At 49.4% G+C, this 26,844-nt stretch carries 30 protein-coding genes and 2 pseudogenes; 7 read left to right on the top strand and 25 right to left on the bottom strand.

The window, feature by feature from the left end:
• Positions 1-158 precede the first annotated feature (158 nt).
• From BUA44_RS13525 to BUA44_RS13515, 3 genes are read left to right on the top strand one after another with little or no spacing between them, the layout of a single operon-like run.
• Positions 159-2,393 (top strand): inorganic phosphate transporter, encoded by a 2,235-nt coding sequence (locus BUA44_RS13525; protein ID WP_072813065.1) that lies wholly within the window; start codon positions 159-161, stop codon positions 2,391-2,393.
• A gap of 15 nt (positions 2,394-2,408) precedes the next feature.
• On the top strand, positions 2,409-3,086 hold the full coding sequence (locus BUA44_RS13520) for a response regulator transcription factor (RefSeq protein ID WP_072813062.1): 678 nt from the start codon (positions 2,409-2,411) through the stop codon (positions 3,084-3,086).
• Positions 3,083-4,447 (top strand): sensor histidine kinase, encoded by a 1,365-nt coding sequence (locus BUA44_RS13515; protein WP_072813059.1) that lies wholly within the window; start codon positions 3,083-3,085, stop codon positions 4,445-4,447. Before BUA44_RS13520 ends, BUA44_RS13515 begins: the two co-directional genes overlap by 4 nt.
• Positions 4,448-4,576: 129 nt before the next feature.
• Here BUA44_RS13515 and BUA44_RS13510 read toward each other — a convergent pair whose 3' ends face one another.
• The 6 genes from BUA44_RS13510 to BUA44_RS13485 are packed head-to-tail and all read right to left on the bottom strand — an operon-like array spanning position 4,577 to position 9,008.
• Positions 4,577-4,801, bottom strand: a complete 225-nt coding sequence (locus BUA44_RS13510) for a hypothetical protein (RefSeq protein ID WP_014546373.1) — start codon at positions 4,799-4,801, stop codon at positions 4,577-4,579.
• Positions 4,802-4,840: 39 nt separating this feature from the next.
• The gene (phoU, locus tag BUA44_RS13505; protein ID WP_072813056.1) at positions 4,841-5,527 is read right to left on the bottom strand and encodes a phosphate signaling complex protein PhoU; all 687 of its coding nucleotides are present in this window, start codon (positions 5,525-5,527) and stop codon (positions 4,841-4,843) included.
• Positions 5,527-6,285: a phosphate ABC transporter ATP-binding protein PstB gene (pstB, locus tag BUA44_RS13500; protein WP_072813054.1), complete on the bottom strand. Its 759-nt coding sequence runs from the start codon at positions 6,283-6,285 to the stop codon at positions 5,527-5,529. The genes phoU and pstB overlap by 1 nt, the downstream gene beginning before the upstream one ends.
• The gene (gene pstA, locus BUA44_RS13495; RefSeq protein WP_072813052.1) at positions 6,285-7,118 is read right to left on the bottom strand and encodes a phosphate ABC transporter permease PstA; all 834 of its coding nucleotides are present in this window, start codon (positions 7,116-7,118) and stop codon (positions 6,285-6,287) included. Before pstA ends, pstB begins: the two co-directional genes overlap by 1 nt.
• The gene (gene pstC / locus BUA44_RS13490) at positions 7,115-7,987 is read right to left on the bottom strand and encodes a phosphate ABC transporter permease subunit PstC (RefSeq protein WP_072813050.1); all 873 of its coding nucleotides are present in this window, start codon (positions 7,985-7,987) and stop codon (positions 7,115-7,117) included. The genes pstA and pstC overlap by 4 nt, the downstream gene beginning before the upstream one ends.
• A 4-nt stretch (positions 7,988-7,991) precedes the next feature.
• Entirely contained in the window at positions 7,992-9,008 is a 1,017-nt protein-coding gene (locus tag BUA44_RS13485; RefSeq protein ID WP_072813048.1) for a hypothetical protein, read from the bottom strand.
• Between the two features lie 221 nt (positions 9,009-9,229).
• Here BUA44_RS13485 and BUA44_RS13480 point away from each other — a divergent pair, with 221 nt between their 5' ends.
• A complete protein-coding gene (locus BUA44_RS13480) occupies positions 9,230-10,114 on the top strand; it encodes a substrate-binding domain-containing protein (RefSeq protein ID WP_072813046.1) in 885 nt (294 codons plus the stop codon).
• A 173-nt stretch (positions 10,115-10,287) separates the two neighbouring features.
• Here the strand turns inward: BUA44_RS13480 and BUA44_RS13475 are convergent, their stop codons facing one another.
• The 4 genes from BUA44_RS13475 to BUA44_RS13460 form a co-directional block, all read right to left on the bottom strand.
• The gene (locus BUA44_RS13475; RefSeq protein ID WP_072813043.1) at positions 10,288-10,800 is read right to left on the bottom strand and encodes a flavodoxin; all 513 of its coding nucleotides are present in this window, start codon (positions 10,798-10,800) and stop codon (positions 10,288-10,290) included.
• A gap of 192 nt (positions 10,801-10,992) precedes the next feature.
• Positions 10,993-11,346 (bottom strand): aldo/keto reductase, encoded by a 354-nt coding sequence (locus BUA44_RS13470; protein ID WP_072813040.1) that lies wholly within the window; start codon positions 11,344-11,346, stop codon positions 10,993-10,995.
• A gap of 34 nt (positions 11,347-11,380) precedes the next feature.
• Positions 11,381-11,779, bottom strand: coding sequence for a HepT-like ribonuclease domain-containing protein (locus tag BUA44_RS13465; RefSeq protein WP_072813037.1), 399 nt, complete (start codon positions 11,777-11,779; stop codon positions 11,381-11,383).
• A gap of 31 nt (positions 11,780-11,810) precedes the next feature.
• Complete coding sequence (locus BUA44_RS13460; RefSeq protein ID WP_072813035.1) at positions 11,811-12,089, bottom strand: nucleotidyltransferase family protein; 279 nt, start codon at positions 12,087-12,089, stop codon at positions 11,811-11,813.
• A gap of 274 nt (positions 12,090-12,363) precedes the next feature.
• Here BUA44_RS13460 and BUA44_RS13455 point away from each other — a divergent pair, with 274 nt between their 5' ends.
• Together BUA44_RS13455 and BUA44_RS13450 are read left to right on the top strand one after the other, a co-directional pair.
• Complete coding sequence (locus BUA44_RS13455; protein WP_255370567.1) at positions 12,364-13,302, top strand: aldo/keto reductase; 939 nt, start codon at positions 12,364-12,366, stop codon at positions 13,300-13,302.
• A gap of 66 nt (positions 13,303-13,368) precedes the next feature.
• Positions 13,369-14,181 carry a LysR family transcriptional regulator gene (locus tag BUA44_RS13450; RefSeq protein WP_072813033.1) on the top strand — a complete coding sequence of 271 codons (813 nt, stop codon included), beginning with the start codon at positions 13,369-13,371 and terminating at the stop codon, positions 14,179-14,181.
• Here the strand turns inward: BUA44_RS13450 and BUA44_RS16015 are convergent.
• On the bottom strand, positions 14,170-14,631 hold the full coding sequence (locus BUA44_RS16015; protein ID WP_255370566.1) for a hypothetical protein: 462 nt from the start codon (positions 14,629-14,631) through the stop codon (positions 14,170-14,172). The two genes, BUA44_RS13450 and BUA44_RS16015, sit on opposite strands and share 12 nt — an antisense overlap.
• 23 nt (positions 14,632-14,654) lie before the next feature.
• Complete coding sequence (locus BUA44_RS13445) at positions 14,655-15,737, bottom strand: DUF3943 domain-containing protein (protein WP_255370565.1); 1,083 nt, start codon at positions 15,735-15,737, stop codon at positions 14,655-14,657.
• 186 nt (positions 15,738-15,923) lie between these two features.
• Between BUA44_RS13445 and BUA44_RS13440 the strand changes: the two genes are divergently transcribed.
• Positions 15,924-16,679 carry a class I SAM-dependent methyltransferase gene (locus tag BUA44_RS13440; RefSeq protein ID WP_072813192.1) on the top strand — a complete coding sequence of 252 codons (756 nt, stop codon included), beginning with the start codon at positions 15,924-15,926 and terminating at the stop codon, positions 16,677-16,679.
• A 79-nt stretch (positions 16,680-16,758) separates the two neighbouring features.
• Here the strand turns inward: BUA44_RS13440 and BUA44_RS13435 are convergent, their stop codons facing one another.
• From BUA44_RS13435 to BUA44_RS13375, 13 genes and pseudogenes are all read right to left on the bottom strand, one after another.
• Positions 16,759-17,091: a putative quinol monooxygenase gene (locus BUA44_RS13435; RefSeq protein WP_072813190.1), complete on the bottom strand. Its 333-nt coding sequence runs from the start codon at positions 17,089-17,091 to the stop codon at positions 16,759-16,761.
• 180 nt (positions 17,092-17,271) lie between these two features.
• A complete protein-coding gene (locus BUA44_RS13430) occupies positions 17,272-18,693 on the bottom strand; it encodes an AAA family ATPase (protein ID WP_072813031.1) in 1,422 nt (473 codons plus the stop codon).
• Between the two features lie 158 nt (positions 18,694-18,851).
• Positions 18,852-19,733, bottom strand: a complete 882-nt coding sequence (locus BUA44_RS13425) for a phosphatase PAP2 family protein (RefSeq protein WP_083579631.1) — start codon at positions 19,731-19,733, stop codon at positions 18,852-18,854.
• Positions 19,734-19,759: 26 nt separating this feature from the next.
• Positions 19,760-20,749, bottom strand: coding sequence for a permease (locus BUA44_RS13420; protein ID WP_072813026.1), 990 nt, complete (start codon positions 20,747-20,749; stop codon positions 19,760-19,762).
• On the bottom strand, positions 20,727-21,146 hold the full coding sequence (locus BUA44_RS13415; protein WP_072813023.1) for an arsenate reductase ArsC: 420 nt from the start codon (positions 21,144-21,146) through the stop codon (positions 20,727-20,729). The genes BUA44_RS13420 and BUA44_RS13415 overlap by 23 nt, the downstream gene beginning before the upstream one ends.
• Positions 21,143-21,382: a thioredoxin family protein gene (locus BUA44_RS13410; RefSeq protein ID WP_072813020.1), complete on the bottom strand. Its 240-nt coding sequence runs from the start codon at positions 21,380-21,382 to the stop codon at positions 21,143-21,145. The genes BUA44_RS13415 and BUA44_RS13410 overlap by 4 nt, the downstream gene beginning before the upstream one ends.
• A gap of 299 nt (positions 21,383-21,681) precedes the next feature.
• Entirely contained in the window at positions 21,682-22,689 is a 1,008-nt protein-coding gene (locus BUA44_RS13405) for an IS5 family transposase (RefSeq protein WP_072813018.1), read from the bottom strand.
• 92 nt (positions 22,690-22,781) lie between these two features.
• Positions 22,782-23,024: pseudogene (locus BUA44_RS13400) on the bottom strand (ArsR/SmtB family transcription factor); the annotation flags it as partial.
• Positions 23,025-23,116: 92 nt separating this feature from the next.
• The gene (locus tag BUA44_RS13395; RefSeq protein ID WP_218587617.1) at positions 23,117-24,010 is read right to left on the bottom strand and encodes an SIR2 family NAD-dependent protein deacylase; all 894 of its coding nucleotides are present in this window, start codon (positions 24,008-24,010) and stop codon (positions 23,117-23,119) included.
• A complete protein-coding gene (locus BUA44_RS13390) occupies positions 23,991-24,812 on the bottom strand; it encodes a protein-ADP-ribose hydrolase (protein ID WP_072813013.1) in 822 nt (273 codons plus the stop codon). Before BUA44_RS13390 ends, BUA44_RS13395 begins: the two co-directional genes overlap by 20 nt.
• A 31-nt stretch (positions 24,813-24,843) precedes the next feature.
• A pseudogene (locus BUA44_RS13385) lies at positions 24,844-25,260 on the bottom strand (Rrf2 family transcriptional regulator); the annotation flags it as partial.
• Between the two features lie 46 nt (positions 25,261-25,306).
• Positions 25,307-26,104, bottom strand: a complete 798-nt coding sequence (locus BUA44_RS13380) for a hypothetical protein (protein ID WP_072813011.1) — start codon at positions 26,102-26,104, stop codon at positions 25,307-25,309.
• 166 nt (positions 26,105-26,270) lie between these two features.
• On the bottom strand, positions 26,271-26,795 hold the full coding sequence (locus tag BUA44_RS13375; protein WP_255370564.1) for a cyclophilin-like fold protein: 525 nt from the start codon (positions 26,793-26,795) through the stop codon (positions 26,271-26,273).
• Positions 26,796-26,844: the final 49 nt, after the last annotated feature.

The raw sequence follows: 26,844 nt of genomic DNA, 5'->3' as shown, positions 1-26,844 counted from the left end.
TCCTTTTGGGCCTTTATAACTTATTACACCGCCAAAAGTAAAATCTGTGTAAAGCGGCGTAAAGCCTTTGTAAAGTCCTAATAAAACCTTTGGAAAACTTCATTCCATCGCCTTGCGTATTGTCGCAAGGCTTTTTAGTTTGTCGCCTAGGAGATTTTATGACTACGTTTTATATCATCCTTGTGGCAATGCTGCTTCTGCTCGCCTTGATGGACTTGTTCGTGGGTGTCAGTAACGATGCCGTGAATTTCTTGAGTTCTGCTGTCGGGAGCAAGGCCTTTAAATACAAAACACTGATGTTTTTTGCTGCAGCAGGAGTCTTTTGTGGCGCCACATTCAGTAGTGGCATGATGGATATCGCACGGCATGGCATTTATACGCCCCAGTATTACACCTTTGCAGAACTTATGTGCGTATATGCGGCGGTGATGTTTACCGATGTGATCCTCCTTGACATATTCAATTCCTACGGTATGCCGACATCAACTACGGTATCAATGGTCTTTGAACTTTTGGGCGCCTCTGTGGCTATCGCCAGTATCAAGATTCTTTCTGACGATACCCTGGAACTGGGAGACCTCATCAACACCTCTAAGGCTCTGACGGTGATTTTGGGCATTTTCCTTTCGGTGGCCATCGCTTTTGTAGTTGGCCTTGCGGTGCAGTATGTGACGCGCCTGGTTTTCTCCTTTGGCTACAAGAAAAATATTCGATACTTTATTGGTGTTTTTGGAAGCGTTTCCCTGACGTCCATATTTTATTTTATCCTCATCAAGGGCCTCAAAAATATGAGTTTTGTGGGAGCAGGCTACAAGACTTTTCTCGCGGAAAATGAGACCGTTCTTATGGCTGGCATGTTCGTCGGATTTTTCATCCTTTGTCACTTGCTCCATGCGGTAAAAGTAAACGTGCTCAAGGTAATCATTGCTTTTGGGACTTTTTCTCTGGCTCTTGCCTTTGCCGGAAACGACCTTGTGAATTTTGTGGGGGTACCCCTCACCAGCCTTTCTTCGGTGCAGCATTTGATGGCTGCTGGGGGCAATCCTCAGGATTTCAATATGTCCTTCTTGTTGGAGTCGGAACCAGGACAGTGGTACTTGCTGATGGTTGCTGGGCTTACCATGGTATTCTCCCTTGTGTTTTCCAAGAAGGCCCGGAATGTGGTGAAGACTTCCGTATCCCTAGCGGCCCAAAATTCTTCTGAAGAAATCTTTGGTACAAATCCGGTAGCTCGCGCCTTAGTTCGCAGTTCTAATGGTGTCGTAAAATTTGTAACAGAATTTGTTCCAAAGAAAATTTCGGATAAAATTAACACCCGCTTTAATACCAAGGAAATGATTCTGGAAGAGGATGGGGCAGCCTTTGATTTGTTGCGGGCCTGCGTGAACCTGATGCTTGCCAGTTCTCTCATAGCCCTCGGAACTTCACTGAAACTTCCCCTTTCTACCACCTACGTGACCTTCATGGTGGCCATGGGTACAAGCCTTGCCGACAGGGCGTGGAACCGTGAAACTGCGGTGTACCGCATCACAGGGGTTCTTTCGGTTATTGGAGGCTGGTTCCTGACAGCTTTTGCGGCTTTTGCCAGTGCCTCGGTGGTGGCTATGGTGCTTCACTTTGGCGGGCTCCCGGTGATATTTGCCCTGTTTGCCGTGGTTATTTTCGTGCTGGTCCGTTCCAACCTGAAATACCGAGAAAACAAGAAGGGTAAGGCGGAGGAATTGTTTGATAACATCCTGACGGCTCCCCCCGAGACAAAGGTATACCCCCTTATACAGGAATACAGTCGAGGTGAGTGGAGCGAAATACTCCGTTGGTGCGCTGACTGCTACGAAAAGATAATTGTGGGACTTTTGCGAGAAAACTTGGGTAAACTACGCTCCGTGAACAAACAAATTAAAATTCTGAAAAAACATATCCAGAGGAACCGTCGCCATGGAACCTTATGTACGGAAAGACTTGCCCAGGAGGATATGGTGGTAAAGAATTTCTTTTTGTACCAGGCAAATGATTTTATGGGAGATGCATTGTTTAGTCTGGAACAGATTTCTTCGCCATGCAAGAACCACGTGGATAACGCTTTCAGTCCCTTGGACTACGAAAAAAGAAAAGAGCTTTTGCGTACGGTATCCCGTGTGAAGATACGGATTGAAAAGACTGCCTCGATGATAGAAACCATGGATTTCAGGAACTATAGCGAGGTCCGCGAACAATTGCGGGAAGAAGGGACGAGGATATTTGACGCGCGTAAAACGGAAATGATGAAGGGGGTTTCCGAAAACATCCGCGCGGAGATCCTTTATTTAACTATTCTTTATGAGTCCTGGGCATTGTTGGATGCGGTCAGTTCTGTAGCCAAAGCCAGCAGAAAATTCCTAACTGTAAAACAATAATTTGTGTGTGGTCCTATGATTTATATTGTGGAAGACGATATCGAAGTTCGGGAAATGGAAACTTATGCTTTAAAAAGCAGCGGTTTTGACGTGATGGCTTTCGAATGCGGTAAAGTTATGGACGAACAAGTTAAGACTAGGGTGCCAGACTTGTTTATTTTGGATATTATGCTCCCTGGCGAAGATGGTTTAAACATTCTCAAACGCTTGCGAGTGCAAGAAAACACAAAGGACATCCCTGTCATCATGCTTACGGCGAAAGGAACTGAACTTGACAAAGTGAAGGGACTTGACTTGGGAGCGGACGACTACATAGCAAAACCATTTGGCGTTCTAGAATTCATTTCACGTGTGCGAGCCGTGCTACGCCGTTCTGAACGAAGCTCATCCGAAAGTACGGAAGCGTTGAACCTGGCTCTAGGAGGAGTGACACTCGATGACCAGCGTCGTTCGGTAACTGTTGGCGGAATCGCTGTAGAACTCACTTTTAAGGAATATGAACTTTTGAAACTCCTGATGTCCCGACCGGGAACTGTTTTCTCTAGGCAACAGATTCTAGAAAAGATTTGGGGTGTGGATTTTGATATGGATACACGCACCGTGGATATGCACATAAAAACGCTTCGGCAGAAGTTAGGGGTACAAGCCTCTATCATACAGACCGTGCGAAACGTGGGGTACAAAGTTCAATGAAAAACAGTCTCCGTTTCAGCTTGATTTATGTCGGAGTACTCGCCGCCCTCTTTGCAGTGTATTTTACGGCTCGCGTTTTTGAAAATGAAATGTCCGAACAGCAGAAGCGAGATTTGAGGGAAACAGCCTCCCTTATCAAAAATTTCTATGGACAGATTCCTTCTGAGAACTTCCGAAAAAATCTGGATTCCATTGCCAGCAAACGTTTGCGCGTAACTCTGGTGGACCGGGACGGAATGGTCCTCTACGAAAGTGACGCAAAAGCTGGCAAAATGGAAAATCATAGGAGTCGTCCCGAAATCATGGACGCAAATTCCAAAGGAATAGGTGAAAACCTCCGCTATTCAGTGACTTTGAACGCCCAAGTGTTCTATTTTGCAGAACGACTGTCAGACGGCAAAATTCTGCGTTTAAGTCGTCGTCAAGCGAGTCTTCACGAATCCGTATCTAAGACCATGCCTTACCTATTAGCGCTGTTGACAGGTATTGTTGTTGTGGCTGTTTTAATTGCTTTTGGCTTGAGCCGCGCTTTTGTGCGACCTGTGCAAAAATTGGCTGAAAACTTAGGACAGCCAGAACTTATGGATGACGAAGGGATATACAAGGAAATTGCACCATTAGTCAAAACTATCCGTAAGCAGAATCGGGAACTTCAACTCACCATTGAACAACTTTCTGAAGAAAAAAAGAAAACTGCCAAGATGCGAGATGAGTTTACGGCTAACGCCTCCCATGAACTCAAAACGCCATTGACATCCATTTCTGGATATGCGGAACTCATCGAAAATGGTATGGCGAAACCCGAAGACGTAAAGCGCTTTGCTGGAAAAATTCACAAAGAAGCTGGCCGTCTCCTTTCTATCGCCAACGATATTATGACCCTTTCCAAACTTGACTCCTCGGGAGAATCTGCGATTGGACTGGACGAATCCGTGAATTTGTGGACACTGGCTTCAAACTGTATTGACGAACTCTCCTTTAACGCCGAAAAGAAGGGTGTTCGTGTGGCGCTGGAAGGTTGTAAAACCGCAGAGGTTTACGGCAATCGTCGGCTCCTATTCGAGATGCTTTACAACTTGGTCGACAATTCCATTCGCTATACAGAAACGGGCGGTTCCGTGAGTATTCTAGTGCAACAAAAATCCATTGCTGTGAAGGATACTGGGATTGGCATTCCCGAAGAAAATCAGCCACGCATTTTTGAACGGTTTTACCGTGTGGACAAGAGTCGCTCCAAGGCTACAGGTGGCACGGGATTGGGCCTTGCCATTGTTAAGCATATCGCCGAAGTACACCATGCAGAGATTTCGTTACAATCCGCCATAGGCGTAGGCACGGAAATCACCGTGACCTTCTGCTAGAAGCAAGCCTATTTCTCCCACTTATGGCTCTGTCGGGTCAAAGGCGGTCCTATCGAAAACGCGGGTAGCCTGTTGCATATTATGGGTCACCATGACGACGGTATAGTCCTTCGGGTAATTTATATTTTCTTAAAGCCGTTCCAGCTGGACCAGGGAAAGGCGATTGTCCAGCCACACCTTCTTGGGCACCAGCCGGTAAAGCTTGTTGATGTATCCACCAGAACCGATAATAGAAACGGGCCCCCAGTTCACCATCATCATGCGGATTTCGTCGCACATGTCATCTACGGAATCCATGTCCACCAGGCCGCAGAGCAGCCGCAGGGTTCCGATATTGAAACTACGGCTACCCATAAACAGGCCCTGGTAAAGTCAGTTTTATAATATTTCTAGTTACTTATCATCGAAATCGTCGACCCCGTTCAAGAGGCTGACACCGTGATGAGTACCGGTTTCTGCAAAGATGGCCCACTGGGCCACGTTCATGGCGTGGTCGCCGATGCGTTCCAGGTATTTAGCGATCATGATGGAATGGATAATGCTCTCGGCATCGCTTTCCGTCTTCCTGATAGTTTCCACCAGTTCACGCTTGGCAGAGCGGAAAAGGAAATCCACGTCATCGTCACTTTCAATTACAATCTTGGCCAGCTTCAAGTCCTTACGGACAAAGGCATCGATACTCTGGGCCAGCATCTTAAGCACGTCAATGCCCATGGGCGGAATGGCGGCCAGTTTCAGGGGAGCCCCATCCAGGTCTGTACACTCCGCCACGATTTCGGCAATATCTGCAGCCTGGTCGCCAATGCGTTCCAGGTCCCCCACCATCTTGAGGGAGGCCGAAATTAGGCGCAGGTCCCGGGCTACGGGCTGCTGACTCAGCAAAAGCCGCAGGCAAAGGGTCTCGATTTCCTTCATCTTCTGGTCGATTTCCTTGTCGCCCACCACAATCTTCTTGGCAGTTTCGCGGTCAAAGGCCAACAAGGCGTCGATGGAGGCCTTCAGGGAATCTTCCACCAGGGCGCCCATTTCTATAATGCCCCTGTTCAGGGCTTCCAGTTGCGAATCAAAACGGTTTCTCATTAACCAAATCTCCCGGTAATGTAGTCCTCGGTGCGCTTGTCCTTGGGCAGCGAGAACAGGGTTTCTGTCTTGTTGACTTCGATGACTTCCCCCAAGAGGAAGAAGGCGGTCCTGTCGGAAACGCGAGTGGCCTGCTGCATGTTATGGGTCACCATGACGATAGTGTAGTCCTTCTTGAGTTCCAGAACCAGGTCCTCGATAATGGAGGTGGAAATGGGGTCCAAGGCGCTGGTGGGTTCATCCATCAGGAGCACTTCCGGCGAAACCGCCAGAGCACGGGCAATGCAGAGCCTTTGCTGCTGACCGCCGGAAAGGCCTAGAGCGTTCTTTTTCAAGCGATCCTTCAACTCGACCCACACACCGGAATTCCGCAAGGAATTTTCCACGATTTCGTCCAGTTCCGCCTTGTTGCGGATACCGTGGGTCCTGGGGCCGTAGGCGATATTGTCGTAGATGCTCATGGGGAAGGGATTGGGTTTCTGGAACACCATGCCCACCCTTTTCCGGAGAATGTTGGGGTCCATTTTCCCGTAAATATCCTGACCATCCAGGAGGATGTGGCCCGTAATCTTGCAACCTTCCACCAGATCGTTCATACGGTTCAATGACTTGAGCAGGGTGCTCTTGCCGCAGCCGGAGGGCCCGATAAAGGCCATGATCTCGTTGGGCATAATGTTAAGGTTCACGTCTTTCAGCGCATGGAAATTACCGTAGTACAGGTCCATGCCGCGAATAGAAATTTTTTCGTTAGGGGTCATTAGGTTTTCCCGATTTTCTTTGCAAAATTGTTAGAAATCCAGTTGATGAGAAGGACCACTAGAATGAGGATGACCGAGGTGGCGTAGGCCTCGCCGGTATGGAAACCTTCTCGAGAAAGTTCGTACATGTGAACAGACAGGGTCCTACCCGAAGAGAATATTCCCTTGGGGAAATCCGCCACCGTACCTGCCGTATAGATAAGGGCGGCAGTCTCCCCCACCACGCGGCCCACCGCAAGGATTACGCCTGCAAGGATTCCCGGAACGGCCGCCGGTAAGATTACCGACAACACGGTACGGAGCTTACCTGCCCCGAGGCCGTAGGAACCTTCGCGATAGCTATCCGGAACTGCCCGCAGGGCCTCTTCGGTGGTGCGCATGACCAGGGGCAAAATCATGATGGAAATAGTCAAGATACCGGAGACCAGGGAATATCCCAGGTGCAGGGCGGTCACGAAGAACAGCATTCCGAAAAGGCCGTAGATAATGGAGGGGATTCCGGAAAGGGTTTCGGTAGTGAGCCGCACCAGTCCCACGATCTTGTTTCCGCGACGGGCGTATTCCACCGTATAGATGGCGGCACAGATTCCCAGGGGGCCTGCCACCAGGAGGGAGCCTAACACGATGATAACCGTATTCAGGATGGAGGGCAGGAAAGACACGTTCTCCGAAGTATAGGTCAGGGAAAACAGGGAGGGTTTCAAGAAAGGAATACCCTTCACCAATATATAGAGGACCAGGAACCCCAGGGAACAAACCGTAATGGCAATAGCTAGGGTCACGAGGATTCTCAGGAACAGCGAAAGGGGCGAACGCTTATAGTATCCGATCATTTGATAACCCTCTTCTTGAGAATGGAAAACAGCAGGTTGATAATGAGGATAAAGATGAACAGCACCACGCCGGTGGCAATGAGGGATTCACGGTGCAGGTCCGTGGCATAACCCATTTCCAGCACGATGTTGGCGGTCAAGGTTCTGATACCCCCGAGAATACCGTCGGGCATTCGGGCCTGGTTACCGGCCACGAGAATCACCGCCATGGTTTCGCCAATAGCCCTGCCAAAGCCCAGGATAATGCCCGCCACGATTCCCGACGTGGCCGCCGGAAGTACCGTGAAGAACACGCTCCTTTCGTGGGTGGCCCCGAGAGCCAGGGAACCTTCGTAGTAGCTGTTGGGGACCGCCCGCAGGGCGGCTTCGGAAACGGAAATGATGGTCGGTAAAATCATGATTCCAAGCAGGATCGAGGCCGTCAAGATGCTGAAACCGCTCCCGCCAAAGTGCTGCCGCACAAAGGGCACGATAACCACCAGGCCAAAGAAGCCGTAGATTACCGAGGGAATGCCGGCCAGGAGTTCCACGGCGGGTTTCAGGGTCCTGTGAAGCCTTTCGGAGCAGAACCGGGCCAGGAATATGGCCGACAGGAGCCCCACCGAGACACCGATGGCTAGGGCCCCCAGTGTCACGTAGAGGCTGCCGAGAATCATGGGAAAAATCCCGTAGACCGCAGGCTCGTCCGTGGGGGCCCATTCCTTTCCGAACAAAAAGTCCGGAACGCCTATCTTTAGAATGGCGGGGACACCATTTGCAAAAAGAAACACGCAGATCAGGGCCACAAACAGAATGCTTGCCAGCGCAGAGACCAGGAAGATGGTGGATGCGGCCCGTTCCTTAAATGGATTGGATAAACTGAGTTTCATAGGATTACTTGATGGTAGTCGTGAGGCGGGCGCTGAAGCCTACATCGGACATTTCGTTTTCGCTATAGACCGTCGCCTGGATTTTTCCGTGGGAACCGATCTTTTTCACGAGACCTACGGCCCAACCCAATTCATCGGCATCGGTGTTCAGTTCGTCACGATTAGCGACGTATTCCACTTCGGCAAAGGCCTTGTCAAAAATACCACCGGTAGGAAATTCCACGCCGCCGTACACCGGGAAGTACTGGGTATCCTGACCGTAGAGGGGCTTTACGGCAGTGCCCGCTTCAATGGAAGCTGCATTCACCTCGTCGTCTTCGCCGGTCATGATAGCTGCCGCTTCTGCATATACCGCCAGCTGCTTGGAGGCCTGGTAGCGGACCCGGAAATCCACCACATGGGTAAGGACAGCGCTATACTGCACCGGATCGAGCACGTTGGCACGGTAACCCAGACCGAGCTTCAGGGCATCTCCCAGTTTCAAGTCGTCGTTCACGCGGAGGTAACCCTTGTTGAAGTTTTCGTCATCGGTACCCACCATTACGTTCAGCTGGTTACCGGCCTTTTTCCAGCCCAGCTCCACGGCATCGTGAGAATAGTCACGAGCGAGGAAGCCCCGCGTAGAAAGGTTCTTGTCCAGGTAAGCACCGAAGTTGCCGGCACCTTCCGTATCCGTCTTCCAGTGACCCAGTTTCAAGTTCAGTCCGGAAGCCGCCCACTTGTAATTGCCGTAATAGGTATCGGCCTGGAAACGGTCAGCGCCACCGTTAAAGTGAGGGGCATACATGCGGATAGTCACCTGGGCATCGAAATCTTCAGAGCTGTACTTTCCGCCGATGTTGGCACGGAACCAGAACTTATCCAGGGTGTTTTCCTTTTCGTTATCGTAAAGGGCCTTGTAGGCCTGGGTCTGGATATTTCCGGTCAGGTCAAAGCCACTGGCCTTGGATTCTTCGGCGGCACTAGCCATGCCGATAGTCGTAACAACAGCTGCGATGATGCAAGATTTCTTAATCGTCATTTTGAACTCCTTTGGGACAAGCCCTGTTTGAATGACGGCATCAACTTAGATTGTCATTGTAAAAACTGAAGGGATGGCCAAGTAAAATATTTGTGAAGTTCTTGAAAAGAATAAAAGAGGGGCGAAGGCTTTACAAAGATTTTACCCAACCCACTATTGGGACTTTACACGCCTTGTCTAACTTGTGGCCATCATTCAAAACCAACTAAGGAGATTCAAGAATGAAAAAAATGGCTTTAACCGTTTGTGCAATTAGTTTGGCCGTAATGGGTATTACCGCCGCTTGCAACGGGAACAACGAAGAAAAGAACGCCGAAGCCCCCGCCGCCAAACAAATGGATATTTCCGTCATCGCGCGAGAAGCAGGTTCCGGCACCCGGGACGCCTTTACCGAACTGGTGGGCACCCTTATCAAGCAGAACGGAAAGAAGAAGGACAATACCACCAAGGAAGCCATCACCATCGACGGCACCCAGGGTGTCATGAGCTCCGTAGCCGGTAACGAATACGCCATCGGCTACATTTCCCTAGGTTCCCTGAACGGTTCCGTGAAGGCCCTGGATATTGACGGATTCGCCCCCACCAAGGAAAACATCAAGGCCGCCAAGTACCCCATCGCCCGTCCCTTCAACATCGCCACCAAGGGCAAGATGAACGACGCCGTAAAGGACTTCGTGGACTTTATCCTGAGTGCCGATGGCCAGGCCATTATCGAAGGCAACGGCTATATCGGAGTTTCCGACGGCAAAAAGTTCCAGGCCAAAAAACTGAAGGGCAAGATCGTCATCGCCGGTTCTTCCAGCGTGTCCCCGGTCATGGAAAAGCTCAAGGAGGCCTACATGGCCCTGAATCCGGAAATGGAAATCGAAATCCAGACCAACGATTCCTCTTCGGGAATGCTGGCCGCCAAGGAAGGGACCTGCGATATCGGTATGGCTAGCCGCAACCTGAAACCCAGCGAACTGGAAGCCCTGACTCCCCAGACCATCGCCCGGGACGGCATCGCCGTGATTGTCAACAAGCAGAACCAGATTTCCAACATTTCCCTTGCAAAGCTGCGGGATATCTACACCGGCCTCATCCGCAAGTGGAACGATGTAAAGTAAAAAAAGAAAAGGCTACAAAAAAGAAAAAGAGGTGAACAGGATTCATCTCTTTTTTTTATTCAAGCAAATTGAACAGGCCAGAGACATTCTCTCCAAGGCCGATTTTAGAGAAAGCTAGCTCTTGGACTGAATTGAAGAAGAGGACTAGCAATCCTAAGTGAGGCGCAATCAGCCTACTTCACCCACTTATCGACTTCTTTCTGGGCCTTGTCGCGTTCGTTCTGAGCCACGTGTCCGTAGATGGCGAGGCCGGGGGTCACGTTCGCGCCGGTCACCTTCTTGAGGCGGGCAACACCCGAGAGGCCGCTGCCCTCGTGGGTCACGAACGGGTGAATCGTCTTGCCCTTCAGGTTATACTTCTCGAAGAAGGTGAACATGGGCATGGGCATTTCGCCCCACCACACCGGGTAACCGACGTAAATTTCGTCGAATTCTTCGGGGTTCACGTTCACCGGCTTGATGGCCGAGCGCGCGTCCTGCGCAAGTTCCTTCTTGGCCACGTTGATGCAGTCGTCGTAGCCCTTGGGATATTCCTTCGCGGGTTCCACATGCAGGAGCGTACCGCCCGTCTTTTTCGCAATCATCTCGGCAATGATTTCGGTATTGCCCTTGGAAATGTTCCCGACGGTGTAGTTTTCGTCGGCACGGGAATAGTAAACGACGAGGATTTTCTTTTCTGCTGCCATAGAGACTCCTAGAAGAAGTGATAAAAGAATCAAGGTGATTTTTTTCATGGGATCCGCCTTTTTCGTTAAAAATTTCCTTGAACCGGTTGCCTTTAATATAAATAATTTCAGGACGGCCGCGTAATGCGTAATTTTTATGCCCACTATGCGTGTGGCGCATAGTGAGCAAACGGTCGGCGACAATGAAGGCCTTTAGTCGCCGGGGTTCCAGTCCTTGAAATGCTGGATTTCGGCAAGGGTTGAGGTAAAGAAGCGCTTTTCCTTGTCTAGGCCGCGAATCTTTTTCATGTCGTCTTCGGAAAGCTTGAAGTTATAGACCTCGATGTTTTCCTTGATATAATCCGGGTTGCGGGCCCCCGGAATCGTGGAGAATCCTTCCTGCACGTGCCAGCGGAGGATAATCTGCGCGGGCGACTTCTTGTACTTTGCCGCCAGTGGGTGCAAGACGGCCGCAAAATCCCGCTTAAACAAATGATTGAACTTGCCGCCACCCTCATGGAAGGCGGCATCAAGGCTTTCGCAAACAGGGAGTAAAAAGCTGGGCATTCCCCAGTCAAGGGCCAGGTCGGTACGACAGCTCTTAAATTACGCTGAAATCAATGAACTTGTAAAAGCCCGCGTTTTTCGCTGCTTCAAATTCACCTTCGTCAAAGGACTTGTTTGCTAGACCTTCTCTAATGATTTTGATAAAGGTTTCCTTTAGCGGATCAAGATCGTTCTTTATAGTGTTGTAAACAACAAACGAGTCGAGCCCCGCATAATCGTGAACAATCCTGTTGCGCATACCGCGAATTGCCTGAATGTTTTCGCTTGCGATTCCCGCTTTGGCGGCGTCCGAGAGTTTGTTGATGGATTCGCCTATGTTTGCAAGCAGGGTCAGACACGCATTGAATACCATCTGGTCTTCTTTCTCAAGAAGTTCTTCGGTGGAATGAATATCCCGTGTATATTTTTGAATTTTCAACAGGGATTCGAGCATTCCCAATAAGTGGAAAAGGTCGTTCCTAGGGTCATTCGACACGGATGGACTCCTTGCTTGCTCGATACAGGATAATGGGGTTTGCGAACTTCTCTATGACGACATCCACGGACTTGCCAGTTTTTTCGGAAAGTTCCTTTCGCAAGGACAACAGGTCATTGTAGTCCTGGAAATCACGGACTAGCAGGTCGATGTCGTTGGGAGTTGCTGTTCGAACAGACGAACCGAAAACAAAGACATCCTTCAGGCGATACTTCGCAAGAAGTTTGTTTTCACGGAATATCCGTAATATGTTTTCGGCGAACACCATAGTTTTCCCTTATTATTACATTTCCAATATACATTTTTCTGTCCGTTTGTGCAACAAGACTAGTGTGACTTAGGGCTGATTTCAGTAATGTTTGCGAATCTACAGAGAAAAAATTACCACCGTAACCAATGTCTTATGGGCATTTTCCCGGCCCGGTCCTTGAGCCTGCCGAAGGTGAGCGAGGGGAACACCTCCCCCGCCTATGCCTTCAAAGCATATCTTTTATGCGAAATAAGTATTTTGATTTATGACGGGATTTGGTTATTTTTAGGGCATGAGGTGGTTCAGTTTCTTGTTCGTTTTCCTGTTCATGGCGTGTTCGAGCGATGCTGCGTCGCAGGCTATGCCGAAAGTTTCGAACAAAGGAGATTCAAGCGTGCAGAATAGCAAAGGGGCGGCCCCAACGGTCAAGTTGAATTCGGGTTTCGATATGCCGGTTCTCGGACTTGGCACGTGGACTTTGCGCGGCAAGGTGGCTGAAGACGCTGTCTATGTCGCCATCAAGAACGGGTATCGATTGATTGATACGGCAAAATATTACGACAACGAAGAAGCCGTGGGTAGGGGTATTCGTCGGGCGATTGACGAGGGGCTTGTGAAGCGCGAAGATTTGTTCGTGACGTCGAAACTGGTGCCGTGGAGCAACTCCTTAGACGAAGACATCGACGACTCACTCGAAAAGCTGGGACTCGAATATATTGACTTGATGCTGTTGCACCAGCACGGGAGCGACGCCGAAGATAAGGCGGTTTACAAAGCTATGGAACGTGCGGTGAAGGCGAAGAAGATCCGTTCCATCGGCATTTCGAACTACTACACCGAAAAGACGGCGAAGCGCTTTTTTGCCGATTTCGAAATCAAGCCTGCCGTGGTGCAAAACGAGAACCATGTGTTCTACCAGAACACGGAATTCAAGGAATACGCAAAACGATACGGCGCTGTGGTGGAATCTTATTACCCGCTGGGCGGGCGCGGCCACAACGAAGATGTTTTGGGGAACAAGGTTGTCGCAAAGATAGCGAAGGCTCACGGGAAATCGGCCGCACAGGTGGTGTTGCGCTGGCATGTGCAATCGGGCTACATTGCCATTCCGGGCTCCAAGAACCCTGACCACATCGCAGAAAACATATCGATTTTCGACTTTGAGTTGACAGACGACGAAATGAAGCAAATCGCCGCCCTTGATACAGGACACCGCTACGAAAACTGGTGAAAATAGCCCCACTATTCACTTGACGCATAGCGGATTTATTATATTCTCCCCCAAAAGGGGCTTTTTATGTTTGTCGAGACCTACATTTTGCGATTGCTGGCCGGGTTCCTGGAATACGGGACCCTTTCTACCGTAGCGGACAAGCTCTACACTTCGCAGCCGGCGGTGAGCCGCGCGTTCAAAAAGTTGGAAGACGAAATCGGTGCTCCGCTCTTCGAGCGCAAAAAGAACCGCATCGAGCTGAACGAGAAGGGACGCACGGTTGCCGAATACGCGAAGCGCATCATGGATTTGCAAGGCGAGATGATGGAAAAGGTGAGCCCGCAGGGAGCGGGTGCGCGCACGTTCTCTATCGCGTCGGTGGCCATTCTCCCCGCCATGCGGATGGTGCAGGAACTGCAAGAAAAGCACCCGGGGGCACAGGTCACCTACAAGATTATCGACAACGAGGCGGGCGTGCTGAAGGCGCTGAACGAGGGCTCGGCGGATATCGGCATCACCCTCAAGGCCCCACGCGCAAAGAAATACCGTGCCGAAAAATACATGCAGGAACGGCTCTCAATTGCACTCCCCAAGAAGCACCCGCTTGCGAAGCGCAAGTCCATCCGGCTCCGGGAACTCAAGGGCGAGACCATCATCCAGCGCAGCAACGTGGGGTTCTGGGAGCAGGTCAAGCGCAAGAAGATTCCCGACGCCACCTTCATCAAGCACGACAGCGTGAAGGGCATTTCAAAGCTTATCGAGCAGTCTTCGCTGTTGACTTTCGTTTCGGACCACCAGTTCGATTACGAAATTCCCAAGGACCGCAAAATTGTGCCGCTCGCCGACCGCGAAATGAACGTGGAATTTTTCAAGGTGACGCTGGCGTCAACTCCCTAGCAGGTGGAAATTCAGGTACCACGAAAAGGCGTGGATGCGCCTGGACATGGGTTCAGCATATTCCGAGGAATAGGCAGCCATTTTCACGTAGGTGTCAAGCCTGTGGCCCAAATCCAACCAGGAGAACAGCCTGTATTCCAGCGCGGTGTTGTTGAGGAGCAAGAAATCCCAGCCCGAAACGCCATATTCCGCAGTCGTTCCCTCGATGGTCTTCATGGCATCTATCGTCGTCTTGTTGTAGATTCTCCACCTCTTGTATAGGGTTTCTATCATCAGGCTGTATTTCACGCCGGAATTGTACTGGTAGCTATCCATGTCGGGCTTGTAATCCGGGTGAAATTCTTGGATAATGTCATCGTAGCCCATGTCGGCAGAGCCAAGCATAATCCAGTAAACCTGGTTCATGACACGGAACCGCAAGTTGGGAGTCAGCCAAAGGGCTATGTCCATGGCCCCGCCAAGCGAAAGCGTGCTTACCGTGGCAAGGTCCCCGTAAAAAGTATCGTATAATCCAGATTCACCGAAAAATCAAGCCAATGGCCTCGCCCGTGGATACCTCTGTTCACAAGTTTCCCCATGATATCCATCTGCAACACATCCCCTTCAAGTCCGCCTTCGCCGAAGAAGTTTAAAGTGAAGTAATCGAACGGCCGCCTTACCCTCGTGTAGGGCCGACCATACTCAAGGGAAACCGCCATCATTCCGTGACGGTCGTTCCATTCGGCATCCAGCTCGTCGGCATCTTCGCCACCGAACCGATAGTCAGAACCGAACCTGGAGCCAATACCCGTGGCAACCGTCAACTCGATTGGTGTCCAGCCCGTGTAAAAATCCCTGTTGCCGAACACCCTGCGCTGGGCATATCCGGCGGGTTCCAGGGCGAAAGCGAGCAGATGCCTGTACCAGGGCACCTTGGAACCGTTGTACGATGCGCGGGAAAGCCTGTAGAGGACTTCGCCAAACATGGAGCCAGCTACTGTCGTAGAAATTAAGTCATTCGGCGCCGGGTATTCCGTTTCGCAGAACATTTCCCAGGTGGAGCTCCCAAGGGCGGCAAACGCCATGCTTCCGTAAAAACCGTAACCGCTGGCACGGGCCGTAGCGTAATACATGGAGCCCTGATACGGGTGTCCGTAAAAGTTGATGGCCCAATGGTTATGGTCCCATTCCCAGCCTTCGCGGAAGTTGCGTTTCCAATAGCTGGGGCCCGTATGTGCATAACTCTTGTCCAGGACCCAGTAATCCCATGCCCACACAAAGGCGTTGAGCCCGAGCACTTCGGTCCCGACGATAAGCGGATTCACGTGGGTGCCAAACAGGCTGTCTTTGGGAATGATCGGTGCTTCAATGGCATCGGCTGCGTCTGCCGAATCACCACGGATAGCGTTCCGAAGTTCGCGAGCCTCCTGAATACTGAAAACAGCATTTTCGTTTTCGATTTTCTTGCGGAGGCTATCCGGAATCTGCGGAATTTCACCATTTGCTTTTTGTGAGAAGGCTGAAACGCTTAAGAACAGCAACAGCGAAGCAAGGATTTTAAAAAGACGCGGGCGCATGACGGCACAATTTTAAGAATTATCACGTCGTTTAAAAAGGGCATATTCGCAACTTTCTGACGGAGCGACAAATTCTGCAGATTAAACATACATGCACATCTTGATTATTCAAGTCCCCAAATTAAGCCTCAAGAATTTGTCGTTCCAAAAATGTATATTTTCTTTGCTAACGAAAGGACTGGTATCATGGATATTCAAGAAAATATAAATGATACTCGGAAAGGTTTTGAGGAATGTTTTGCCACTGGCGATTTTTACAACAGGCAAACACAGGATTCCGAGCATCTTGAGAAAATAACCGAATTCGTAAAAATTGTTGAAGGTATGAGGGTTCTTGATCTCGGGACCGGAAGCGGCTATCTTTCGTTTCCGCTAGCGAAAGACAATCCTGGTTGCGAAATCATCGGCCTGGACATCGTCTGCGACGCACTCGAAGCAAACCGCGCAAGGGCAAAGGCCGAAGGAGCCAAGAACCTCTCGTTTGTAAGTTATGACGGTGTCGATTTCCCGTTTGAGGCGGGTTCGTTCGATGTCGTGGTGACAAGGTACGCGATGCACCATTTCCCTGACATTGGGCACGGCATTGGCGAGGTGAGCAGGGTATTAAGGCAAGGCGGACAATTTTTTGTTTCGGACCCCCGCCCAAACGACTGCGACAAAGACGGTTTTGTCGACGACTACATGAAACTCCGAAAAGACGGACACGTCAAGTTCTATACAAAGGAAGAATGGATTAGCGAATGCGCCAATTGCGGCTTGAAACTGCGGGACTGTTTTGACAGTTCCATGCGCTTCGCCAGAAAGAAGGAAACTGTCGCCGGCTATCGGGATGTGCTTAAGAAACACGACAAGGCTGTTGTAGATAGTTACGACTTGGTGGAGACCGACACGGAACTTTACATTACGGAGCATGTAAACAATCTTTTGTTTGTAAAAGGCTGATGTGCCGAGAAAAATGTCGACCTATTTCCCGCTGGACGCCTTCTCGACAAACAGCGCGCGGGCGTTACATGGTCGCGACTTACTTCCTGATGAACTTTTCGTCGGTCTTGGGCATGGTGTTGTCGGGCGTGAAGCGTTCGACAGTCATTTTCAGGTCGTACTTGTCGCGGAGTTTCGCAATCGTCTTCATCATGGGCGAAGCGTGGTGCACGTCGATGGCGGCCTGGCTTTCCCACGCGTCAATCAGCAAGATGGTCTCGGGATCGTCCAGCGACTGGAAATATTCGTAGCGGATGTTGCCCTTCTCGGCACGGATTTTCGCCACCGTCCCGCTAGAGACCATCTCTTCGGCGAACTTCTTTGCCGCCCCGTTCTTACCCGTATAGCGCAGGTTTACCGTAATGTTGCTCATGGCACTCTCCGCAAACACGCTCGCAGCGAGCGCAAGGATTGAAAATAGCGTTAAAAACTTGAGTTTCATTTTGCCACTCCGAAATGTTTCGCATATAATATAAATTTTTTCGGAGCTTGCGCAAAATGCTTAATTTTCATGCTCAGTATGCGCGGGACGCATAATGGAAACAAATGCTTTTCAATATAAGCAATCCGCAGTAAGCTTAACGGGAATTGATTCTGAATATTGGTTCTTTTTCAAAGGACTTGCCGTAATGAGCGTTTTGAATATTCCCTTGCGGGTTCCGGTTTCGCTCACGAACGCTGCAAAACGGCGTTCCATCTTGTTGAATTCCGATTCGGTAAGGGTGTAATCTATTTCGGAGTATTTCAATTCGCAAAGGTTTATCATTCCGTCGGCCCGGTCAATAATCAGGTCAATCTGGGCAGGTGTTTTCTTGTCTTTGCTGCGCCAAGAATACTGCTGTGTCGAAATCGCATCAATCCTGAGAGCTTCTTTAATTTGTTGAGTATGGAGCAGGCAGACTTTTTCGAAAGCGAGCCCAAGCCAAGTATTCACGATGGGGGTATTGATGTGGTTCTCCCAAAAGCGGGTGTCGCCCTTGGCTTTGCTGTTGAAGTATAGGTGGAATAAGGTAAACGGATCGACCAGCTGATAAATGCCGCTGTTTTCCTTGACGACCTTCTTTTCGCGCACCATGTATTTTCGGATAAATCCGCATTCGATGAGATTTTGAATCTGCTCGGAGAGGGTTCCGCCTTTTTCAGCCTTCATTGACGAGATGATTTCCTTGCGGGTCATGCCCTGTTTTTTTTGAGCGAGTGTTTCCACAATACGCATGTATGGTTCTGCCGCATTGAAAAGAGTCTTGAAAAGTCGCTTGTATTCGCGCCGCATTTCCCCGTTTTCGGAGAAGTAAAGTCGGTCTATGTTTTGGGCAAGGCTTTCGCTTTCGTCGAAGAGGCTGAGGTAGTAGGCAACACCGCCTGTGAACATGTACGACTGCAAGACCATTTGCCTGGACCAAGTGAAGTTTTTTGAGAGTAGATATTCCTCGGTTTCCTTGAGCGTAAAAGGCAGAAGCTTTATCTCGTGTGTAATCCTGTTGTGCAGCCCTCCTCTGCTGTCGATGAGGTTCTTTATCATCCAGGATGTTGCGGAACCACATACGATGAGTTTAAAGTTGTCTTGGGTCGAAGCCCAGCTATTCCAAAAATGCCCAAGGGCTTTTGTAAAACCAGAACCTTGTGTATCGAGGCTTGGAATTTCGTCAATGAAAACGATACAGGGGTTGCCGTTAGAAATTCTGTCCGAAAGGGCTTTGCGCAGTTGAGAAAACGCTTCCATCCAATTTTTAGGACGTTCATTGCTCTTGTAACCGAAGATGTCCATGGCGTCAAGGAACGCGTCTATTTGGTCGTCCTTTTTACCTTCCAGGACTCCGGTCATTGAAAAAGCGAATTGGCTTTTGAAGGTCTGGTTGACGAGGAAGGTTTTCCCTACGCGGCGCCTACCGTATAAAGCGATGAATTCTGCATTTTTAGAGGCGATATATCGCTCTAGCAGTTCGATTTCAGAATTTCTTCCAATTATACTCATGATCTTAAATTTATAACATTTTTCGCCAAAAGTCAATAAAAATTTAAGTTTTGGCGAGACATCATCTTTATTTTCGCCAAAACTCGCTCAAACGATGAGTTTTGGCGAAAGAAAAGTAAATTTCATCGTTACACAAGGTTGTGTACCAGGCGTTTGACTTATATTCTCACGCTGAGCACGGCGCCTTTGGTGTCGTCGTAGAATAGCGGGGCGATGGTGAATTTGGGCGGGGTCTGTTTTTCGCCGACTTTTTCCTTGTAGAACACGCTGCCGATGTACCAGCCGATGGAGGCCCCCATCAAGGTGCCCGCGACGGCGTCGGAGAACCAGTGGGCTTCTCCTTTTGCGCCGAGCACCATGCTTGTCGCGATGTAGCCCGCATACAGGGCGCAGCCCGCCACGACGAGGGGCTTGTCGCGGTTGTAGCTTGCGATGCTCATAGCCATGGCAGCGTTGGTCATGGAATGCCCCGAGGGCCAGCCGTAAAATACTCCGCGCCTAAAAAATCCCCACTTGAAATCGCGGGAACGCTCGCCGCTGTTGAGTTCCGCGTCAGGGTGCTCGCGAGCCGAAATCGCCTTGAGAATATTGTTGTAGAGGAACGCTACGGCGGTGGCCTGCACGGCGACGGCGCCGGTGTTGTTCAGCGCGCGGTTGTCGCTGATAAAGTACATGTATCCCGGAACAAGAATCGGGAAAAACGTCCCCATCATCATGCCGGGAGTGAACGCGATGCCGTAAACAAGTTGGTCCTGACGGGCCGCAAAACGCGCCACCATCAAGTCGTTATTTTCCATCGAGAACTTGTACGTGAGCGCACCGCCGAGCATGTGAAATCCGAGCGGCCAGCCGAACGCACTCAGCAACATGTTGTGTCCCAGATGGTCGAACGGAGAAAGCTTTTGTGCGCTATCGATGGCTGCGGAATCCACGCTTGTCGAATCGGCTGCGGGCGTTTCAGCATGTGCGAAACTTGCAAATACCGTGAACAGCACAAGCACCAATATCTTTTTAAATGTCGCTATATTCCGTAAATACATCCTTATAAAATATACAAACTAAATAATCAGGAACTTATAGAAAGATTGTAGCCGATTCCAAGAACGATGATTGCCGCTGTAACCGTTCCGAAAAAGACAAATATCAGCTTGAGTGTCATGACCTTTTTCAAAAGCATGGCTTCGGGGAGCGAGAGTCCCACAACGGCCATCATAAAGGCAAGAGCCGTGCCAAGAGCGACACCCTTTTGAACAAGAACCTCGACAATGGGAATAACTCCAGCTGCATTTGCGTACATGGGAACGGCAAGAATTACCGCCAGGGGAACGGCAAACCATTTGTCTTTTGACAGGTATTCTTCAAAAAATCCCGAAGGAACATAACCGTGCATTAATGCGCCGATTGCAATGCCAGCAAGCACATAGGGCAAAACCGAACGCGTTACACCAAGGGCATCCCTTGCTACTTGGGGTATTTTCTGCAGTACTTGAACGAATCTTTGCTTAAGGCTACATGGCTTTGAATCGTTATTGACGGATTCGTTTGTCCGCTGCAAATTTTTCACCCATTCGCTTAGAAATCTTTCCAGTTTGAACCGTTCCAGGAACATCCCTAAAAATGTTCCAAGAAACACGCCGGAACCTACATAAATCACAGTCACTTTCAATCCGAATGTTCCCGCAAGCATGGCAACAGCGACCTCGTTTACAAGTGGCGATGTTATAAGAAAACTGAACGTGACGCCAAGGGGGATGCCGCCCCTGACAAAACCGATGAACAGGGGAATACTGGAACATGAGCAGAAAGGGGTAATCGCTCCGAAGATTGCGGCGAGGAAATATTGGACTCCGTACAAACGATGCGACGACAAAAAATTGCGAATCGCCTCAATCGGGAAAAATGTATTCAGCAGCCCCATCAGGAAACTAATAAAAAGCAATATCAGGATAATTTTGAGGCTGTCGTAAACGAAGAAATTTATCGTCGAGCCTAAAGGAGACGAGCCATCCAATCTAATGATGTTGTAAACAAGATTATCGGTGAATGATTGTATCATAGAAAGCCCTTACTGCCGTGTCGATTTCATCCCTTACACGACGAAATTCCTGCAGAATTTCGGTTTCAGTCCCTCTGAACGCGTCAGGATCATCAAAGCCAAGATGAATTCTGTTCTTGACACCCCCCAAAAAAATCGGACAACTTTCTTTCGCCTTGTCGCAGACGGTGACAACGTAGTCCCACGATGTATCAAGGTACTGCGATACATTTTTTGGCTTATTAAGGGAAATGTCAACTCCTCGTTCCTTCATCACTTCGATTGCAGTCGGATGCACGTTCTTTGCCGGAAACGTTCCTGCAGAACATACGGTCAACGACGAATCCAGAGCCTTGAGAAATCCTTCGGCCATTTGACTACGGCACCTGTTGCCTGTACAAAGAAAGAGTATCTTCATATTTCACCTTTGATAAGTTCTTTTATTTTATCTTCGCTAATTTTACCTGTGGACACAAGCCGTTCATCAACAACAAGCGCGGGTAAAGTCATGACATTGTACGGAAGCATTTGGACAACATCGTCAATGCGGGAAACTGAAGCTTCTAGGCCCGATTCCTTAACGATTTTTTCGACAGATTCGGCGAAAGCAATGTTGCAGCCACACTGACTCATGAGTATTTTTATGTTTTTCATTTTTCCTCTTTTTTGTTTGTAGTTCGTAGAATAACGAACATATATGGCAAAATTTTTTAGCAGTCGCATTCCCTATTGCAAAAATCTTTATTGAAAAAATCACTGAACAATGCCTGGGCCTTTTTCCAGTTTTTTTTGTTTAGGGAACCTCTAAAAATTGATTCCCAATCATAATATTTTTCTATTTCGATTATTTTTTCAAAAATCAAGGCAAGAAATAGCCGATTGCCATTGATTCTCGCTAAATATTCAGGGAGGATAAGCCCTAAATATTCAGAATTATTCTCATTTGGGCATAGTTATCCCATGTACACCTCTTTTCGTTTTAAAATAGTATATCTGCAAAAGTTATAAACAAGGTTTGTAAGACCTATATTAAACTCTGCTCGCTTTATGCCAATGGAACGCACAGTAAGACCATGCATAGATACGGTAATAAATCCAAACACATGCTCAATTCTGCATCGAATTTTTGATTTTCTTCGATTGCTTTCTTTTTGTTCATCAGTCAACGGTTTGCCGCGATATCCTTTTTCACATATGCGGTTTTCTACATGTTTCGGAATTTCTTTTCCCACATAGGCGCTGTCAGCGTATATTACCTTGTCATCTTCTCCGAGAAATTCTGAAAATTCATTGCTGTCATGTATATTTGCTGATGTGGTTGCGTAATCCGTAATAATCTTACTGTCGGCATCCACTTTTACATGATTTTTATATCCGTAATGAGTTTCATCATTTTTCTTTGTCCAACGGGCGTCTGTATCTTTTTGCGCAAGTTTATGGGTATTTTTCTCCCATTCTTTGGGTGTCTCGCCATTTTTAATTTGATTGTTTTCCTCACGAGTGTTGCGCTGACGCGGTGCATCCACAAAAGTCGCATCAACAATTGTTCCTGTATGCGTTATAATACCTTGCGATTCCAATTGCGCTGTGAACTGATTAAATAAAGGCTCAATTATTTCTTTTTGCGTAATGGTATCCTTAAAAAGCCAGATTGTTTTTGCATCAGGTACACGCTCTCCCAATGATAAGCCAATAAAACGCTGAAAGCTCATTCGATCAGTTATCTGGTATTCAGTTTGATCATCAGATAAATTAAACAATCGTTGCAATACGAGTATTTTGAACATCATTACAACATCATACGACGGTCTGCCGGCTTTGCTTTTACGTTCTTTACAATTTACCTTTTCAAGCAAAGGTCTGAATGATTCAAAGTCTATAACATTCAGTTTTTCCAATGAATCTCCGAGTTCGGATAATCTCTGTAATTGTGTTTCTTCCGCAAAAAGATTGATCTGCATTTCATTTCAACCGCCTTTATTATAGTATCTTTATTATACCATAATCTGACGATTTTTTCAACACTTTTTTATGAATTTTTAGAGGTTACCTTTATACAGTACTTGACCTTGGGCGTTTCGATTTCACCCTGGATCAAACCGGCCTCTTTTAGCTCCTTTAAATGCTGGCTAACCGTGGCCTTCGCAATGGGCAGTTCTTCGTGGATATCACCAAAATAGCAGGTATTGCGCTTGGCCAAGAACTGCATGATACTTACGCGTGCGGGATGCGCCAAAGCCTTGGCATACCTCGCCAAGGTCTCTGTTTCTTCACAGTATTTGCTCTTTTGGGCCATTTCGTTCCTGTTTGTTGTTCGTAAATATACAAACATTATTTTTGAACAGCAAGGGAATTATTGTTTTTTTTCTTGAGGTGACAAGAAAACGTTTATTCCACCGAGAGAGACGTCACCACCTCGCCGATATCGCTGTCGATGCATAACGAGCGGGGTCCGATGTCGCCGGGAGCGTAGGCCTGTCCGTAGTTGATGCAGGCGTAGGTGGCGTTCGAATTCAGGGCGGTCATTTGCCAGAACGGGTACTTGATGATTCCGGGGGTGTTCATGCCTACGCCCAGTTCCAGGAACAGCACGTTTCCGCCGCACATGGCGTTACATCTGTCGAGAAATTCGCGGTAACGTTTTGCAGCACGATGCCAGCCGTCGTCTTCTACGAAGGTGGAATCGGAACGCAGATTCATGGACATGGGGCGGCCGCAAATGGGGCACCTGGGCAACAGTTCCGCAGGGACGGTCATGGCGCCGAACAAGCCCGTCTCTTTTGAAAATCCCTGGGCATCGAACATGGCACGAATCTGCTTTTCGTTGTCGTAGGTGCAGGGGTGGCACGGCTTGCTGCATTGGAAAAGCCCGAAATCGCCCTGGGTGTAAAAGAGCCGTTCCTTGTCAAAGCCCGCTTTCTGGAAACAATGGTCCACGTTGGTGGTAAGGACAAAGTAATCCTTATCCCGTAGGATTTTCAGGAGATTTTCGTAGACGGGTTTCGGGGCGGACATGTAGCGGTTTATCGTGACATAGCGGCTCCAGAAGGCCCACATTTCTTCGGGAGTCCCGTAAGGGAAAAAGCCGCCGGAATACATGTCCGAAAAGCCGTACTTTACAGAAAAGTCGGCGAAGTACTTGACAAAGCGTTCCCCGGAATAGGTGAAACCCGCCGATGTCGAAAGTCCGGCGCCCGCGCCCACGACGACGGCATCCGCCCTTGCCAGCGCCTTTTTCAGTCTCGATACTTCGGCAGAAAAATCATCCGTTGATTTTTTCAAAAATCCGCGCATAGATAGCCTCATCCTTTTCGCTGAAAACGTTGAAGACAACCTTCATGGGGGGTTGCGTACGGCGTTTCCATTCCAGCACCGTATCCACCGCGATTTGGGCGGCGCGTTCCGGCGGGAAACGGAATACGCCTGTAGAAATACAGCAGAAGGCGATCGATTCCACGCCGTTCCGGGCCGCAACTTCGAGGCAGTTCCTGTAGCACGATTCCAGCAACTCGCAGTCCCGTTCCGTAAGGCCGTAGCCCACGATTGGCCCCACCGTATGCAGCACGTATTTGCAGGGCAGGTTGTAGGCCGGCGTGATTTTCGCCTGTCCCGTAGGTTCGGGGTGCCCTTGCCGTTTCATCAGGGCGTCGCAAGCGCTACGGAGACGAACTCCCGCGAAAGTGTGGATGCAGTTGTCGATACAGCTGTGGCAAGGCTGCCAGCAACCCGTCATGCCGCTGTTGGCCGCATTCACGATTGCATCCACCCTGAGGGTGGTGATGTCGCCGCGCCACAGGAACAATGAATCGCCAAACAGGTCTGGCGCACCCGCACTGAACCGCCTGCCAACACTTTCGATGTCCGCGACATCCGTTATTCCGCGGTCACGGATGGATTCCTGTAGGTATTCGTCCTGAATCCTGTAGAATTCATCGCTTGCGGGGGCTGCCTCCCGCACGTTCATCAAGGAACGTAGCAGGATTTTCTGTCCTTCGGCGTCCGCGGGGATGGTCGTGCCGCTGTACCTGGGACTTTCCGCCAATAGATACTTTATCAGGAATAATCTGCGCTCTGCTTGGTTCATGTTTCCTCCCGGACGGTTCAGGGGCGGTCTTGAGTTGTGCGGCGAGGCCCTTCAGGGTCGTCTTCTCCAGTTCCATTTCCAGAGCCGTCTGCGCCGAATTCAGGGCCGGATCCAGCAGGCGGTGGATGTTCCTGCCTACGGGGCACAGCGGATTCGGTTCCGGGTGGAAACTGAAGACGATCCGTTCCTCGTCGTTATCGTTGATGGCCTTGTAGACATCCAGGAGCGTTATCTTGTCGGCAGGACGCGCAAGGTGAGAGCCCCCTACGCCAGGAGCCGTCTCAACCAAGCCCGCCTTTTGTAGCTGCAAAAGGACCTTGCGGATGATGACCGCATTCACGCCGGTGCTACCCGATATGAATTCCGAGGTCACCCGTTCCGCACCCTCGAAGAAGTGGATGCAAAGCAAGGTATGGACCGCCGCCGTAAAACGAACGCTGACTTTCATAATCCACAATTTAACAATTGTTGCCTGCGTTCACGCGTGCCTTGGCCTATTTGTAGAACATTCCCGCCGTCATGTCCAAGTAGTTTTCGCCGGAGTAGTTCGCGAATTCCTGCTTCATGGCGCTCTTGAATGCCGCCGGGTTCACGTTCTTGGGGGCAATATTCTTCATCACCTTCAGGTACTGGATTTTAGCACGGGCATCTTCCAGATTTTCCACCGTGTAGTGTGACGTGAGAATCAGGGAAATTCCGCGGTCGATGTAATCCGTGAGCTGTGCGATGATGGCATCGGCGTGCTTGCTCCCTGCCACGATGGAATGGACGTCGTGGCCCATCATGTGGGTGTAGACCACGTTGATTTCGGGAAACTCGATATCGAATGCCTCCTGGGTTGCGACAATGCGCATGTCGATGCCCGCCAAATTCAAAGTCTCGCCTTCGATAAAGTCCGTCGTCGCGTAGATGGAGCTGTCAAAAGCATCGCCAAAAGCCGCCGTGAAATTCTTGATCAGGGCCGCACCGCCTCCGTTATGGTTGTAATCGTCGGCATGGCGGGTGCTGTACACGGGAGCTTCCTTCATGAAGGTCGCGCCCGCGCCATGGTAGGCAATCACCGTTCCCACGAATTCTACCGAAAGGCCCTTGATGTAGGCTTCCAGTTCCCTAATGTTGTCGAAAAAACAGGGGGCTTCGACCATGAACATCTTGCCGCCCTTTTCCAGCAAGAAACATTCGTCGGTTATCAGGTCGTTTGTCTTGTAGGCATGCAGCTTGACCGCGCCGAAATCGTAGACTTCCACGACGCCCTTGCCAAGATTTACGGTCTTAAAGTTGTTCTTTTCCATTTTGAGTCTCCTTGGGCCAAGCCCGTTTTTTATTTCTCTGTTGTTCTTTAATTGTTACAACACAAAATATACCCAATTATTGTTGTAATGTCAATAGAACAACTAGAAATTTAAGGTAAAAATTTGATTACAAAAAAAAACAAGGGTTAGTTAGAGCTTTCGCTGTTTATTCCACCGAGAATGTCGCCTTCACGTTCCCTTTTCCAAGGATCTGCTGGAGGCGTTTCTTGTTCACGTCGTCGATACGGGCCAAGCGCGTGAAGTTCCAGGAGTTCTTGTCGTAGTAGATGGTGATGGAGTTGCCCTGGTAAAGGATGATGTCGCCTGCGTCGGTGTCGATTTGCTTGTCGTTACGCGGAAAACTGCGCGGCAGGTCGGCCACCTTCTCGAAACTGCCGTAGTCGTGCATGTCGAGCGTAAGGTCGCCCTGCGCAAGGAATTCGGCGAAGGCCTTGGCCGAGGAATTTTCTTCGAACGTTGCCGTGAAGGCGGTGTCGTTCACATGGATTTTGAGTTTCACGGGAGCCTCCCCCGCTTTAGATGTTGAACCGGCAGATGAACTTGTTGGTACTGCGCCGGGCGTTTTACCGGCGGACGATTTTGGCGTCTGGGTTTCGGGTTGCGTCGAATGGCTCGCGGCATCGCTGCAAGCTACCAGAAAGAACAACGCTACAAGGACAAAGTTTCGCATATACACAATATAAATAATTATGCGAGCTATTCAAAATACTTATTTGCTA

It is taken from the genome of Fibrobacter sp. UWR3 (assembly GCF_900143055.1).
In the GTDB taxonomy this organism is placed as follows: Bacteria; Fibrobacterota; Fibrobacteria; order Fibrobacterales; family Fibrobacteraceae; genus Fibrobacter.
Note: the sequence above shows the minus strand (reverse complement) of the source record. Positions and strands in the feature narration are given on the sequence as shown.